The following is a 15,493-nucleotide window of genomic DNA, read 5'->3' on the forward strand; positions in this document are numbered from 1 at the left end:
TGAAGCGTGTTGTTGATGCTCTATTCCGGAAACGGCAAAGCCTGGGGTAGAATGCAAATCAGCTATAATCAACTCCTTGATAGTTGGTGTGGTTAGACGCTCCGGCTGGGTTCCCGCACATCGGAGCGTTGTCTGTACAAGAGGCTTTTAGGTGGCCTCCTATAAGTTAAGATTAGTTGGATAGGTGGCCTCATGTCAATCATAGCGCGCGAAAAAAAACCAAAGGGCGGCGGTCAGTCTCCGCAGTTTAAAATGCGCATTGATCCGGCATTAAAGGAACAGCTGGATGCTGTGGCAGCGGAAGAGGGAGTGAGTCTCGCGAGCTGGTTTAAAGAACTGGCGAGAAGCGCGCTAAAAGCGAAAGGCATTGAACCGAAAGGCTGATTTTCTGGATAAGTTCATATGGATAAAGATGATTGAACTGGCGGAAGATCACAGGAGTTGAACCTGCCCGGGACCGCTGGCGGCCCCAACTGGATTTGAAGTCCAGCCACCTCACCGGAGATGACGATCTTCCGCGCCTCGATTGCTACATGGAGGCGGGGCGCATTATAGCTACTTTCCTGCATTAACCACATACCCAAACGCACTTTTTTACTGTTAAAACTGGACTTTACAGAACCTTCTTAAACAATTCCTTGCAAAATCCGTGGCTTACACTTTTAAACACTCTTTCAGGCTACCGGGATCACATAAAACAAGAAACGTAATTTGATTATGAGATATCGCAATTCATCTTACTGCGCGGATGGTTTACAAAGCATGTAACCGGTACCAACCCGCGGTAGCGCTGAGAGAAGAGTGTGCGATGAAAGATCATATATTGTCCGTCAAAGAGAAGATTGGCTACGGCATGGGCGATGCCGCGAGCCACATCATTTTTGATAACGTCATGTTGTATATGATGTTTTTCTATACCGATATCTTTGGTATTCCTGCCGGCTATGTCGGCACCATGTTCCTGCTGGCCCGCGCGCTGGATGCGATATCCGACCCCTGCATGGGGCTGCTGGCCGACCGTACCCGCAGCCGCTGGGGGAAATTCCGCCCGTGGATCCTGTTCGGCGCGATTCCGTTCGGCCTCGTCTGCGTACTGGCCTACAGTTCGCCGGACCTGAGCCATAACGGCAAGCTGATTTACGCCGCGGTCACCTACACGCTGCTGACCCTGCTCTACACCGTCGTTAACATTCCGTACTGCGCGCTGGGCGGGGTTATCACCGACAACCCAACGCAGCGCATCTCCCTGCAGTCCTGGCGCTTTGTGCTGGCGACGGCGGGCGGCATGCTCTCCACCGTGCTGATGATGCCGCTGGTGAACTTTATCGGCGGCGAAGACAAAGCCTTTGGCTTTCAGGGCGGCATCGCGGTGCTCTCGGTGATCGCTTTCCTGATGCTGGCGTTTTGCTTCTTCACCACCAAAGAGCGCGTCGAAGCGCCGCCGAGCTCTACCTCGATGCGGGAAGACCTGCGCGATATCTGGCGCAACGATCAGTGGCGTGTCGTTGGTCTGCTGACCATCCTCAACATCCTCGCGGTCTGTGTTCGCGGCGGCGCGATGATGTATTACACCACCTGGATCATGGGATCCGCTGGCCTGTTCACCGCCTTTCTCACCACCTACTGCGTCGGCAACCTGATTGGCTCGGCGCTGGCGAAGCCGCTCACCGACTGGAAATGCAAAGTTAGCGTCTTCTGGTGGACCAACGCCCTGCTGGCGGCGTTGAGCGTGGCGATGTTCTTCGTGCCGATGGACGCCGAAATCACCATGTTCGCCTTTATCTTCGTGATTGGCGTGCTGCACCAGCTGGTGACGCCGATTCAGTGGGTGATGATGTCCGACACCGTCGACTACGGCGAATGGTGCAACGGTAAACGCCTGACCGGCATCAGCTTTGCGGGCACCCTGTTTGTGCTCAAGCTGGGCCTTGCGCTGGGCGGCGCGCTGATTGGCTGGATGCTGGCGGGCGGCGGTTACGATGCCGCGGCCAAAACCCAGAACAGCGCCACTATCACCATCATCATCTCATTGTTCACCCTCGCTCCGGCGGTCTGCTATCTGCTGAGCGCGGTTATCGCTAAACGCTACTACACCCTGAAAACCCCGTTCCTGAAAAAAATGATGGCGGAGCTGGCTCAGGGGGCGCGTCGCAACGAGCAGGAATTCATTGCAGCGCCGAACGGCAAAGAATTGCAAAACTAAGAGGAAGCTATTCATGAAAATCAGTGATGGAAACTGGCTTATTCAACCAGGGCTCAATCTGATCCAGCCCGTGCAGGTCTATGAGGTTGAGCAGCAAGGTAACGAGATGGTCGTCTATGTGGCGTCGCGCGAAGTTCGCGAACGCGCCGCCCAACTGGACGTTCCGCTATTTACCGTGCGCTTCTTCTCACCGCAGGAAGGGGTGATCGGCGTACGCATGGAGCACTTCCAGGGCGCGCTGAACAACGGCCCGCATTACCCACTGAACGTTGTAAAAGATGTGAAGGTGGAAATTCACAACGGCGCTGAATTTGCCGAGCTGAAGAGCGGCAATTTGACCGCACGCGTCACGAAAGGCGACTTCTGGTCGCTGGATTTCCTGCGCGACGGCGTGCGGATTACCGGTAGCCAGCTGAAAAACGACGGCTACGTGCAGGATACGAAAACCAACCGCAACTATATGTTCGAGCGCCTGGATCTCGGTGTCGGCGACACCGTTTACGGCCTCGGCGAGCGCTTTACCGCGCTGGTGCGCAACGGTCAGACGGTCGACACCTGGAACGAAGATGGCGGCACCAGCACCGAACAGTCATACAAAAATATCCCGTTCTATCTGACTAACCGCGGCTACGGCGTGCTGGTTAACCATCCTGAGCGCGTTTCTTTCGAAATCGGCTCCGAGAAAGTCTCTAAGGTGCAGTTCAGCGTCGAAGGCGAGCACCTGGAGTACTTCGTGATCGACGGCCCGACCCCGAAAGAGGTGCTGAACCGCTATACCCGATTTACCGGGCGTCCGGCGCTGCCGCCAGCCTGGTCTTTCGGCCTGTGGCTGACCACTTCGTTTACCACCAACTACGACGAAGCGACGGTTAACTGCTTTATCGACGGTATGGCGGAGCGTAATCTGCCGCTGCACGTGTTCCACTTCGATTGCTTCTGGATGAAAGCCTTCCAGTGGTGCGATTTCGAGTGGGATCCGCTGACCTTCCCGGACCCGGAAGGCATGATTAAACGGCTGAAAGAGAAAGGGCTGAAGGTCTGCGTGTGGATCAACCCGTATATTGGCCAGCGCTCGCCGGTGTTTAAAGAGCTGCAGGAGAAAGGCTATCTGCTGAAACGTCCGGACGGTTCGCTGTGGCAGTGGGATAAATGGCAGCCGGGCCTGGCGATTTATGACTTCACTAATCCGCAAGCCTGCCAGTGGTATGCCGACAAGCTGAAAGGCCTGGTGGCGATGGGCGTTGACTGCTTCAAGACCGACTTCGGCGAGCGTATCCCGACCGATGTGCAGTGGTTTGATGGTTCCGATCCGCAAAAAATGCACAACCACTACGCCTTCATCTATAACGAGCTGGTGTGGAACGTGCTGAAAGAGACCGTCGGCGAGAAAGAAGCGGTGCTGTTCGCCCGCTCCGCCTCGGTGGGCGCGCAGCAGTTCCCGGTACACTGGGGCGGCGACTGCTACGCCAACTATGAATCAATGGCGGAAAGCCTGCGCGGCGGCCTGTCGATCGGCATGTCCGGCTTTGGGTTCTGGAGCCACGATATCGGCGGCTTCGAAAACACCGCGCCCGCCCACGTCTACAAGCGCTGGTGCGCCTTCGGCCTGCTGTCGAGCCACAGCCGTCTGCACGGCAGCAAATCCTATCGCGTGCCGTGGGCTTACGATGACGAGTCCTGCGACGTGGTGCGTCACTTCACGCAGCTGAAATGCCGCATGATGCCTTATCTCTACCGTCAGGCGGCGCTGGCCAATGAGTTCGGTACGCCGATGCTGCGTTCGATGATGCTGGAGTTCCCGCACGACCCGGCCTGCGACTATCTGGATCGGCAGTACATGCTGGGGGATTCAGTGCTGGTGGCGCCGGTGTTTAGCGAAGCGGGCGATGTGCAGTTCTGGCTGCCGGAAGGCCGCTGGACCCATCTGTGGCGCAACGACGAAGCCCAGGGCAGCCGCTGGCATAAGCAGAATCACGACGTGCTGAGCCTGCCGGTGTACGTGCGCGATAACACTCTGCTGGCGCTGGGCAACAACGACCAGAAGCCGGACTACGCGTGGAACGAAGGTACCGCCTTCCAGTTGTTCAACCTCGACGATGGTCGCGAAGCCGTCTGCCAGGTGCCGGCCGCGGACGGGTCGGTGGTCTTTACGCTGAAGGCGAAACGCCAGGGCAACGCCATCACCGTCAGCGGCGAAGGCAAGGCCAGCGGCTGGACGCTATGCCTGCGCAATATCCAGCAGGTAGCGGGCGTGCAGGGCGGCGCTCAGGCTGGCAGTGAGCTGGGCGTGGTGGTGACCGCGCAGGGCAATGCGTTGACCATCACGCTGTAAGTTTTTGCTTCCTGAAGCACGGGTTCACAGCCATCTGCGGACCCGTAGCCCGGACAAGGCGCGTCAAGCGCCGCCTCCGGGAATGCTATCCGGCTAAAGGCGGTTTACCATTCCCAGGTATATTCTTATGGTGAATTGAGATCGCTATCACGTATATTTCTTCCTGAAATGTGATCTGAATTATAATTATTCCTTAATCCCTCTCTTCGTTTTATTTCTGTCCGGATGTCTGGACAAAATTTAGTATTGTTGTTTACGCCTCAGCTACTTATATTTATCCTCAATGATTTATGTAGCGCTCGCGTGGTATCGCGATGTCTCCAGCCATTAATCTGGTATGCAAAAAGGGTAAATAATGCAAATGATTACCTCACGACAGAACAGATTATTGAAATTTCTCCTGCCCCGCAGAGAATACGTTACGCTGATGAAAATTGCCGAATATTTAAATGTGTCAGAAAAAACGGTTCAGCGTGATTTACGCTTTTTAGAACAGTGGTTATCTGAGTGGAAAATGACGATCGACAAACGCTCAGGCGCCGGCGTGATGCTGATCGCTGATAATGTCACCGACCTGCTGCAATTAGACCAATTACTCGGTAACGAGGGGGAGGACAGCAATGTCATGATGAATAACTCCCGGCGTGTGAAAATTGCTTCGCAGCTGTTAAGTGAGACGCCGCGGGAGACATCAATTAATAAGCTCTCTGAGCGTTATTTTATCAGTAGCGCTTCTATCGTTAATGACCTGAAAATTATTGAATCCTGGATTACGCCGCTCGGCTTAACGCTGATCCGCAGCCAGAGCGGGACGCATATCGAAGGCAGTGAAAACAGCGTCCGCCAGGCGATGGCGTCGTTAATTAATGGGGTAATTAATCATAATGAGCCCGGCTGTATTATTCATTCCCGGCTGGACTCAGGAAGCTATAAAGCGCTGGTGCATTATTTTGGTGAAGATGACGTTATATTTGTACAGTCATTATTACAGGAAATGGAGCGTAAGCTGTGCTGGTCATTAGGCGAACCGTATTATGTGAATATCTTCACCCATATCCTGATTATGATGTATCGCATTACCCGTGGAAACGCCTTACCGCGGCGTGAACAGGGGCAGCAGATTTTTGATGAGACGATATTTAGTGTTGCCCAGAATATGCTGCGTAAAATTGAACTGCGGATTGACCATTCGCTGCCGGAAGATGAAGTCTGGTTTATTTATCAGTACATCATCTCATCCGGCGTTATGGTGGAAGAGCGTGATGACGTCAGCATGGCGCGCTATATGCACTCAAGCGATGAGGCCAGACAAATCACGGGTCGCCTGATTAGCGCCTTTTCTACCATGATTGATATCGATTTAACCGCCGATCGCGCGTTATACGATGGTCTGCTCATTCATATAAAGCCGCTCATTAACCGCCTTAATTTTCGGATTTATATTCGTAACCCTCTGCTTGAGGATATCAAGGGTGAGCTGACGGACGTATGGCCGCTCACCCAGCGGGCCGTCAATCAGGTTTTCAGCGGCTGGGGCGAGTGCGCGGTTTCCGACGACGAGGTTGGCTATCTCACCGTTCATTTCCAGGCGGCGATGGAAAGGCAGGTCGCCAGCAAGCGCGTTCTGCTGGTTTGTTCTACGGGAATCGGCACATCTCATCTGTTGAAAAGTAGAGTGTTGAGAGCGTTTCCTGACTGGACCATCGTCGGCGTAGTTTCGGCAAGCAGCCTGCATACCCTTCAACCGCAGGACAAGATTGAACTGGTTATTTCGACGATTAATCTGCAGGAAATAGCTTTGCCGGTAGTCTATGTTAGCGCATTTTTTAATGATGCCGATATCCGACGGGTTACGGAGAAAATCATTACCGACAAATTACATCGCGCGGCAATATCTGCTGTAGATAATGAAGTTTTATATCCATGAGGTAAAGAATATGGACATAACCAGGATTTTAAACACCAAACGCGTTTTGTTAGATATGCACGCTACGAATAAAGCGGAAGCCATCGAGGAGTTAACCGACTTATTACAAAAAGACGGGGCGATAAGCTGTCGCGAAACCTTTATTCAGGATGTCTGGCAGCGTGAGTCGGAAGGCTCAACGGGGTTTGAAAATCATATTGCGATCCCGCATGGAAAGTCGTCCGCCGTTGTTAATACCACCCTTGCCATTGGCCGCACCCGGCAGGATATCGCTTGGGAAACGCTGGACGGCAGCCAGGTACGCTGCATTATTTTATTTGCCGTTCGTCTGGAAGATCAAAATACCACCCATATTCGCTTATTGTCTCAGGTCGCTGGCGCGCTGGCGGATGATGACATTATTGAACAACTGCTCAAAGAAACCAGTCCGCAGAGGATTATTGATCTGTTTAACCAATATGCCGAGTCGGATATTTACTAACAATAACTAGCGGAGTCCGAGATGAATATTGTCTGTGTTGCTGCCTGTACCGCAGGTATTGCTCATACTTATATTGCACGTGAGAAACTGATTAAAGGCGCGAAAGCGCTGGGCCACAATGTCAAAGTCGAAACCCAGGGAACCATTGGTACTGAAAATGAACTGGCGGCGGAAGATATTGACGCTGCGGATGTCGTTATTCTTGCCATTGATGTGAAAATCAAAGGCGAAGAGCGTTTTAAAAATAAACGGATTGTCAGAGTAAAAACGGAAGTCGTGATTAAGTCGCCGATTCAGTTTATCGAAAAGGTCGAAAAATCCTTAGCGAATGCCTGATCCTTAATCTGGAGGGATCTACCATGAGTGAGAATAAAACTCCCGTCTCACAGGAAATTAAGAAGCATTTATTAACCGGTATTTCATGGATGATACCGCTGATCGTCGCCGCCGGGATCTGTATCGCGCTGGGACAAGTCCTTGGCGGGACGAACGTCGGCGAGAAAACCGGCACCATTCCGTGGATGTTAAACCAAATCGGCGGCTGGGGAATGGGGCTGATTGTACCCTTGATCTGCGCCGCTATCGCTTACTCCATTGCCGATCGTCCTGGATTTGCTCCGGGTTTGATCGTGGGTTTTGTCTGCGGGCAAATTCATACCGGTTTTATTGGCGGCATGCTGGGCGGCTTCCTCGTGGGCTACACGGTACTGGCGCTGAAGCACTATATTCGGCTGCCGAAGTCGATGCAGGGGCTGATGCCGATTATGGTGCTGCCGGTATTAAGCACCATTATTAGCGGTTTGCTGATGATGACTCTGATCGGCAAGCCCATTGCCTGGCTGCAGGACGCGCTGATCCACCTGCTGGAGTCGATGCAGGGCGGCTCGCGTTTCCTGCTGGGCGCCATCCTTGGCGCCATGGCGACCTTCGACTTCGGCGGTCCGGTGAATAAAACCATGTCGCTGTTTGCCGATGGTCTGCTGGTCAGCGGCGTTTACGGCCCGGAAGCGGTGAAGTTTGTGGGTTCGATAATCCCGCCGTTCGGTATCACCCTCTCGTTCCTGCTGACCCGCCATAAATATACCCGTGCCGAACGCGAAGCCCTGAAGGCCGCGTTCCCGATGGGGATCTGCATGATCACCGAAGGGGTGATCCCCATCGCCGCCCGCGATCTGCTGCGCGTCGTGGGATCCTGCGTGGTGGCGTCAGCGGTGGCCGGTGGCCTGATCATGACCTGGGGCGTCGAGAGTCCGGTGCCGCACGGTGGGATGTTCGTGGTGCCGCTCTTTACGCATCCCCTGCTGTTCTGCCTCTCTCTGGCGATTGGCACCGTGATTTGCGGCGTGATGCTCTCGCTGTGGAAAAAGCCGGTAACCGAGCGCGATGAAGAGTTTGATGAGCTGAACGACCAAAAGGTCAAAGACGACGAAATCACCTTTACCCTCGAATAAACGGAGGCCCTATGTTTGCCGATATGAAAAGTATGGTGATCAAAGCCTGGCGTGAACGGTATGCCCTGCTGGCGATTAACTGCATGAACCTGGAAAGCGCACGCGCGGCGGTGCGCGTGGCGGAAAAACATCGCGCGCCGATTATTCTCAACCTGTATCAGGGTCACCTGTCGCACTTTCCGGCGACGACGGCGGCGGCGGTAGTCAGGGTACTGGCGGAAGAAGCGAGCGTACCCGTGACGTTAAGTCTCGATCACGGCAAAGACCCGATAAAAATACGTCAGGCTTTCCGCGCCGGATTTAGTGGATTAATGATCGATGCTTCGGCGTTCGCGCTGGCGGAGAACATCCGCCAGACCCGAGCGGTCGCTGAACTGGCCGCCAGCGTTGGGCTGTGCGTGGAGGGCGAACTGGGGCACCTGGCGGATGCGCCGCGCTACGACCAGGCCAGCAATGCCGATTTAATGACCCAGCCGCAGGACGTCTCTCCCTTTATCGAACAGACCGGGATTGACCTGCTGGCGGTCTCCGTGGGAACCGCCCACGGTATGTACGCCCCCGGCGTAACACCGATGCTCGATTTCGACCGCCTGGCACAGATACAGCGCGCGTCATCCGTGCCGCTGGCGCTGCACGGCGGGAGCGGTACGCCGTTCGAGCAGCTGCAACGTTGCCCGGAATTCGGGGTCGCAAAAATCAACGTTGGGGCGGCGGTATTTGAAGCGGGGAAAGCGGCGCTGCTGCACACCCTGTGCCACGACAGCACCATTGAGCTGGCCGATGCGCTATCGGTGATGGAGCAGGCCAGCGCTGACGCCATCGTCCCCTATTTACGCGCATCCGGCTCTATCAACAAAGCCTGATTAACTTTCAGTAACGCCTTCCATGCTGGCGCCCGTATGCCCTGGCAAGGCTTACTACACCCTGAAACTGGAGAATAACGATGTTAGTTTCAATGCAAGAATTACTTAAACCCACCCGTGAACACGGTTTTGCTATCGGCGCATTTAACGTGGCGGATAGCTGTTTTATTCGCGCCGTGGTGGAAGAGGCGGAAGCGACAAATACGCCGGCGATTATTTCCATTCACCCCAGCGAGCACGATTTTGTTGGCGACGCGTTTTTTAGCTACGTGCGGGATATCACCCAGCGCAGCCGCGTGCCTTTCACCCTGCATCTGGATCATGGCGCATCGGTGGAACATGTTTTACGTGCTATCCAGTGCGGCTTCACCTCGGTGATGATCGATGGCTCGTTGCTGCCCTATGAAGAAAACGTGGCCCTGACCCGCGAGGTGGTGCGGCTGGCGCACGCGGTAGGCGTGTCGGTGGAAGGTGAACTGGGGACCATCGGCCAGACCGGGACTTCCGTGGAAGGCGGCGTGTCAGAAGTGACCTATACCGACCCGGCGCAGGCGGAAGATTTCGTCGCCCGCACCGGCGTGGATACGCTGGCGGTGGCGATTGGCACCGCGCACGGTATCTATCCGAAGGGAATGCAGCCGAAGCTGCAGATGCACATTCTGCGCGATATCGCCGGACGTCTGTCGATTCCGCTGGTGCTGCACGGCGGCTCGGCTAATCCGGATACGGAAATTGCGGAATCCGTTACGCTTGGCGTCGGCAAAATCAATATTTCCAGCGATATGAAGTATGCCTATTTCCAGAAAGCGCGCGAAATTCTGGCAAAAGAGACCTGGTGGGATCCGAATGTGATTTACCCGGAGCCGATTAACGCCGCGCGCGAGGTGATTCGCCACAAAATGAAGCTGTTTGGCTCAACCGGCAAGGCCAGCCTGTACTGATCCCCCGGCGGGGCGGGGAAACCTGCCTCGCTATGAATAAGGAGGCCGGTATGAAGTATTTGGGGCTGGATATCGGCGGGAGCAAAATCGCTGCCGTAGTGATGGATGAACAGGGCCATGAATGGAGGCGTTTTCGCGTTGAAACGCGAAAACAGACCCGGCAGCAGTTTATTGCAACGCTGGTGGAGTTAATCACCGCGATTGGTGATGAGCTGGCTCAGCCTTTGGCTATCGGTATCGCCCTGCCGGGGAGTATCTCCCCGCAGAGCGGCAAGATCCGCAATGCCAATATTCAGGTCATCAACGGCTGCCGCTTACAGGATGAGCTTGAGCAGCGCCTGGGCCAGCCGGTTGTGCTGGCGAACGATGGCAACTGTTTCGCTTTATCAGAGGCCTGCGATGGCGCAGGCGCCGATTATTCACTGGTATTTGGCATGACGCTGGGGACCGGATGCGGGGGCGGTATTGCGCTTAATCGCCAGATTTTCCCCGGCGCGTCAGGGATTGCGGCGGAGTGTGGGCATATCACGCTGCCGGGATATCAGGAGGTCAACGATGGGCCGCCCGCGCGCTGCTATTGCGGAAAATATAACTGCGTCGAGTCCTTTATTTCCGGCACCGGGCTGAGCGCGCGCTATCGTTTGCTGACCCAAGAGGCGCTCAGCAGTCAGGCTATTATCGCCCGGGCGCTGGAGGGCGAGCATGCCGCCTGCGAGCAGGTGCTGCGCTTTCGCCAGCAGCTGGCGCGGACGCTGGCGACGGTGGTGAATCTTATCGATCCCGGCGTGATTGTTCTCGGCGGCGGTCTGTCTAACGTGGCGCTGCTGGTGAACGACCTGGAGGCGGATGTCGCCCCGCTGGTGTTTACCGACCATTTCATTACCCCCATCGTGCCTGCCCGACATGGCGACAGTAGCGGCATGCGCGGCGCAGCCTGGCTAGCCGTCCGAAGCGGAGTCGAAAATGAAACGTTCACAGATTAACTACGCGATTGATAAAGCGCACGCTATCGCCGAGTCCTTTCGCATTTGCTTACCCGAGTTTGCCAGCTTTACCGCCGATATCTGGGCGAAAAAGCGGACTGAAGAGTGGCGAGAAGTTCGGGATCTACAGCTTGGCTGGGATATTACCGATTTTGGCAGCGGCCGTTTTCAGGAAACCGGACTGACGCTGTTGACCCTGCGCAATGGCGCGCCGGGCGATTCGCGCTATCCCAAACCCTACGCCGAGAAGATGTTGCAGATTCAGCAGGATCAGCAAACCCCCTGGCATTTTCATTATCACAAAATGGAAGACATTCTGAACCGCGGCGGTGGCCGGCTCTGTCTGCAGCTGGCATGGGCAACAGAAGATGAACGGCTGGATATGCAGCGCAGCGTGAGCGTCGCGGTTGATGGCCGCCAGCGCACGCTGAAACCGGCAGAAACCCTGGTTCTTAACCCCGGACAGGGTGTTTGCTTGCCGCCCACGCTGTACCACCGTTTTTGGGCTGAAAACGCGCTGGTGATGGGCTGGGAAATTTCGATGGTGAACGATGATAAGCGCGATAACCGTTTTCTGGAAGAGAGCGGCCGCTTCCCGATGATTCAGGAAGATGAACCAAAAAAATGGTTATTGTGCAGTGAGTATGGGTGCTGAAAAAAGATAGACATTGCCGAATCCACCACCCTCTTTAGCGGAGGGTTTTTTTATTCCATTTTGTCTAAAAAAGTAACGTTCATTTCATTCTGGTGATTGATGACACAGACGCCAGCGCCGCCGGGTGATAGCGTAGTTTAGCGCTGAGAGGAGCCCGGTATGGATTTAGAAAACATCTTTCGTGACGTGAAGCTAAGCAAAACGGAAATGACCGTGCTGCGTTTTATTCAGAACGATCCTGAGCAATGCGTTCGCGAGGGGATCCGCGCCGTGGCGGAGCACTGTTATAGCAATCCCTCTTCGCTGGTGCGCCTGGCGAAGAAGCTGAAATTCAGCGGCTGGCTGGAGCTGGTCTATTTTATTAAATTCAATATCACCATGCCCAAACTCGATGTGACCAACGACATCGATTATATGAGCATTCAGCCGGCGGAGCGGATAGCTCCGCTGCTGGAAAGCCTGCAACATCACCGCATTTTGATTCACGGCAGCGGCTTTTCGCAGCTGATCGCCCAGTATATCTACAATAAATTTTTGGTGACCGGGGTGAATGCCAGCCTGGCGCTGTGGCCGGATTACGAAATTCTCGAGCAGAAGAACGCCGCCAAATTTGATTCGATCTGGATTATTTCCAAATCCGGACGCAGCAGTTCGGCGCTGAACTGGGTGAAAGCGCTGGAAGGCAAGGAGATTAACCTGGTCTGCTTTACCGGCGATTATCAAAGCCCGCTGGCGCAGGCGGCGGATACGGCGTTTATCATTCATGACCCGCAAAAGTTTGATGACGATATTTACTGGAGCAATCCGTTTTTCGGCTACTGCATACTCGGCTTTGAGCGGCTGCTGAAGATGTGGTTTATGCAGGCGGGCCTTCCCGGAGGCGGCGCCTGACGCGCCTGTCCGGGCTACCCGGCCCGCAGTCGGCGGCGAACCCGTAGATACTGTGAACGCCTGCAACTCTTTTCACCACTGTCATCTTCTCCGGCTCCCGGATGACAGGCACAACAACGACAGCGACATCCCGCGCTGTCGTTTCATCCGGCACGCTTTCTTACGCTATCAACAGCTCATGCTGTGACGCATCGAACGCCTTTCCTGACTTCAGTACACCGTACGCCACCTGCGCCAGCTTTCGCATCATCGCCCCTATGATGACTTTCGCACGCTTTCCATTCCCTTCCAGCCTTTTCCTGAACGCTTTTCCCCACGCCGTATGGTACAGCGCCGATAACGCTGGCATGTATAGCGCTTTGCGCAGATGAACCGGTCCCGCCTTGCTCATCCGGCTCGCCCGCATCACGCTGCTGCCTGACTCATGCTGCACCGGCGTCAGTCCTGCATACGCCGCGAACTGCCGCCCTGTACCGAACTTCAGCTTCAGGCCCGTATACGCCAGCAGAACCGCCGCCGTTTTCTCTCCGATGCCCGGGATACTGTTCAGCAGCTTCCGCCGTTGTTTCATATCCGGGTCATTATCCGTCAGGTCTTTTATCTGTTTTTCGATACGCGCCAGCTCCGCGCTCAGACACCCCAGCAGGATATCAATGCTGGTCAGCTGAACTTCCGGCGCGGTTTCCCGCCGGTTTTTCTCCTGTGTCTGCATCTCTGTCAGCGCCTGATGGCGTAACACCGGGCTTTCAGTGCCCGCTCTGTCGGATGGGGGCCTCCCAGGCTGGCGGGCGTTTTTCCCGGCAGAAGTGAGCCAGCATACGGGCGTCCACTTTGTCGGTTTTACTGCGCAACCCCTCACTCTGTGCGAAAGCTTTACTGAGGGCGGGGTTGATGACGGACACGGTATACCCGGCATCACTCAGATGCGCGGCCGCGTCTTCCATGTAGGTGCTGGTGGATTCCATGCAGACATGGGCACGGTTCACATCATGGCCGCGAAGCCAGCGGACCAGCGCTTCGTGCCCGGAGAGGGTATTGTCAAATTTTTTACAACGATGCCGGCCATCAGGGCGAAGAATATCGACATCCAGTTTAGCTTTGGCGACATCAATACCGATGAAGTGGAGTTCATTTTCCATAGTGAAACCAACCTTGCGAATACGGGTTACCGGTGAAAGCCGGTCCATGATACTGTCCGGTTTATCACATGAGAAAGAACGGCGGTCCGGTGCAAAGGATCTACGGAACAGGCGCGAAAGCCTAAGCCCGGACACGGCATCCGGACCGCCATCAGAGAGAACTGGCCGGTTCTTTCTGACGGGTTAATCATACAAGCCCGGATAAGGCGTTAGCCGCCATCCGGGGGATTTTACCGGACGTTTATTGCCAGTCGGCGAACTGCTTATCGTCGAGATAGGCTTCAACCAACGTTTTCGCCAGCGAATACGAGCCGACCAGCGGATGCGCCATTAGCGCCCGTACCGCCAGCGATTTATCGCGCTGCAGAATCGCCGCCACCGCCAGCCGCTCATACTCTTTCACGCTGGCGATCATATTTTTCTGCGCCGTCGGCACATGCTTCGGTGTCACTGGCTTCAGGCCGTCTTTACTCAGGTCGCAGCTGATCTCAATCACATCATCCGGGCGCAGGAAGTCCAGCGTGCCGTTGTTCGACATCGACACCACGATACGCTTGGTGGCGGTGCTGTTGACCGCCTCCAGAATATCCAGCGCCACGCCCGCGTAGCCGCCGGTATCCGGCTCCTCGATAAACTGCTTTAAGGTCAACGGCTCGCGGGTATGGAATTTTTCCTGCTGCGACTCGTTCTGCATATAGCTATTTTCCCGGCGCAGATAGTGCTTCATCCAGAGGGTAAACGCCGCTTCCGGGTTGGCTTTCACATCCACGGTCCGCAGCTCTTCGCGCATATCGTGATTGATGAGGGCAATCTGCTCGCCGCGGGTTTCCGGCGCGTTCTGAATCGCTTTTAAAGCCACTTCGCGATAGTAGTAGTAATAAAGATATTCATTCAGCAGCTGCTTATCGCACAGCTGAACCAGCTCCGGTGAAAAGTACTGCATTGCCGTCTTGCGATACAGGTCCGGGCTGGCGATCAGGCGCTCGGTGACATCCTCGCCGCGCACGGTGAAGTGGGTAAACCAGGAGAAGTGGTTCAGCCCGTAGCACTCGACGCCGAGATCGCGCTCGTCGCAGCCGAGGATTGCCGGCAGCTCGCGAATCAGCTCCGACGGCGCGTCGCAGATGCCGTACACCCGACGCTTAAAGCCGGATTTGATAATCGCCTCGGTGACCAGGCCCGACGGGTTGGTGAAGTTAAACAGAATGGCGTCTTCGGCGGCATGTTCTTCAATCAGGCGGCAGTAGTTGAGAATCGCCGGAATGGAGCGCATCGCCATGGCGAATCCGCCCGCCCCGGTGGTCTCCTGACCCAGCGTATTGTGCTCCAGGGCGATACGCTCGTCGCGGATCCGGCTCTCATCGCCGCCGACCCGCAGGGTGGTGATCACATAGTGGCTATTTTTCAGCGCCGGCACCGGGTCGCTGGTCACGCTGAAGTGAATATCCGGGCGAATAGCATTAAACACATAGCGGGCAATCTCGCCGAATATCGCCAGGTTCTCCGCGGAGCTGTCGAGAAATACCACTTCCGTTAACCCAATGCGGTGCGCATTATATGCCAGAGATTTTGCCAGAAACGCAGAGCGAACGCCGCCCCCGCCTAATACGGTTAATTTCATAAATCA

The 15,493-nt window shown here is 55.3% G+C and carries 13 protein-coding genes, 1 tRNA gene and 1 pseudogene; 12 read left to right on the top strand and 3 right to left on the bottom strand.

The genetic code is table 11. The features are described 5' to 3' along the window. Window positions 1-192 precede the first annotated feature (192 nt). Window positions 193-384: a toxin-antitoxin system HicB family antitoxin gene (locus GUC22_RS00380; RefSeq protein WP_004855540.1), complete on the top strand. Its 192-nt coding sequence runs from the start codon at window positions 193-195 to the stop codon at window positions 382-384. 38 nt (window positions 385-422) lie between these two features. Here the strand turns inward: GUC22_RS00380 and GUC22_RS00385 are convergent. Further along, window positions 423-517 (bottom strand) — tRNA-Sec (locus tag GUC22_RS00385). 291 nt (window positions 518-808) lie between these two features. On the opposite strand from GUC22_RS00385, the gene GUC22_RS00390 reads away from it, so the two are divergent. From GUC22_RS00390 to GUC22_RS00440, 11 genes are all read left to right on the top strand, one after another. Further along, window positions 809-2,203: a glycoside-pentoside-hexuronide family transporter gene (locus GUC22_RS00390; protein WP_049087305.1), complete on the top strand. Its 1,395-nt coding sequence runs from the start codon at window positions 809-811 to the stop codon at window positions 2,201-2,203. Window positions 2,204-2,216: 13 nt separating this feature from the next. Further along, window positions 2,217-4,535: an alpha-xylosidase gene (gene yicI, locus GUC22_RS00395; RefSeq protein WP_024359692.1), complete on the top strand. Its 2,319-nt coding sequence runs from the start codon at window positions 2,217-2,219 to the stop codon at window positions 4,533-4,535. Window positions 4,536-4,890: 355 nt separating this feature from the next. Beyond that, complete coding sequence (locus GUC22_RS00400; RefSeq protein WP_160183317.1) at window positions 4,891-6,462, top strand: BglG family transcription antiterminator; 1,572 nt, start codon at window positions 4,891-4,893, stop codon at window positions 6,460-6,462. A gap of 10 nt (window positions 6,463-6,472) precedes the next feature. Continuing rightward, window positions 6,473-6,943 carry a PTS sugar transporter subunit IIA gene (locus GUC22_RS00405; RefSeq protein WP_004126743.1) on the top strand — a complete coding sequence of 157 codons (471 nt, stop codon included), beginning with the start codon at window positions 6,473-6,475 and terminating at the stop codon, window positions 6,941-6,943. Window positions 6,944-6,964: 21 nt separating this feature from the next. Then, on the top strand, window positions 6,965-7,279 hold the full coding sequence (locus GUC22_RS00410; RefSeq protein ID WP_004126741.1) for a PTS fructose transporter subunit IIB: 315 nt from the start codon (window positions 6,965-6,967) through the stop codon (window positions 7,277-7,279). Window positions 7,280-7,302: 23 nt separating this feature from the next. Continuing rightward, on the top strand, window positions 7,303-8,394 hold the full coding sequence (locus GUC22_RS00415; protein ID WP_004137659.1) for a PTS fructose transporter subunit IIC: 1,092 nt from the start codon (window positions 7,303-7,305) through the stop codon (window positions 8,392-8,394). A gap of 11 nt (window positions 8,395-8,405) precedes the next feature. Beyond that, window positions 8,406-9,257 (top strand): class II fructose-bisphosphate aldolase, encoded by an 852-nt coding sequence (locus tag GUC22_RS00420; protein ID WP_004137661.1) that lies wholly within the window; start codon window positions 8,406-8,408, stop codon window positions 9,255-9,257. An 80-nt stretch (window positions 9,258-9,337) separates the two neighbouring features. Further along, window positions 9,338-10,198: a ketose-bisphosphate aldolase gene (locus tag GUC22_RS00425; protein ID WP_049131707.1), complete on the top strand. Its 861-nt coding sequence runs from the start codon at window positions 9,338-9,340 to the stop codon at window positions 10,196-10,198. Window positions 10,199-10,248: 50 nt separating this feature from the next. Further along, window positions 10,249-11,181 (top strand): ROK family protein, encoded by a 933-nt coding sequence (locus GUC22_RS00430; RefSeq protein WP_024359695.1) that lies wholly within the window; start codon window positions 10,249-10,251, stop codon window positions 11,179-11,181. After that, window positions 11,162-11,836, top strand: coding sequence for a D-lyxose/D-mannose family sugar isomerase (locus GUC22_RS00435; RefSeq protein ID WP_024359696.1), 675 nt, complete (start codon window positions 11,162-11,164; stop codon window positions 11,834-11,836). Before GUC22_RS00430 ends, GUC22_RS00435 begins: the two co-directional genes overlap by 20 nt. 159 nt (window positions 11,837-11,995) lie before the next feature. Next, window positions 11,996-12,727: a MurR/RpiR family transcriptional regulator gene (locus GUC22_RS00440; protein ID WP_004126732.1), complete on the top strand. Its 732-nt coding sequence runs from the start codon at window positions 11,996-11,998 to the stop codon at window positions 12,725-12,727. Between the two features lie 160 nt (window positions 12,728-12,887). On the opposite strand, the pseudogene GUC22_RS00445 reads toward GUC22_RS00440, so the two are convergent. After that, window positions 12,888-13,866, bottom strand: a pseudogene (locus tag GUC22_RS00445) (IS110 family transposase). A gap of 241 nt (window positions 13,867-14,107) precedes the next feature. Continuing rightward, a complete protein-coding gene (locus GUC22_RS00450; protein WP_098066254.1) occupies window positions 14,108-15,487 on the bottom strand; it encodes a glycoside hydrolase in 1,380 nt (459 codons plus the stop codon). Between the last annotated feature and the right edge of the window lie 6 nt (window positions 15,488-15,493).

Origin of the sequence: Klebsiella sp. MPUS7 (genome assembly GCF_009905335.1) — a bacterium.
Taxonomy (GTDB): Bacteria; Pseudomonadota; Gammaproteobacteria; order Enterobacterales; family Enterobacteriaceae; genus Klebsiella; species Klebsiella grimontii.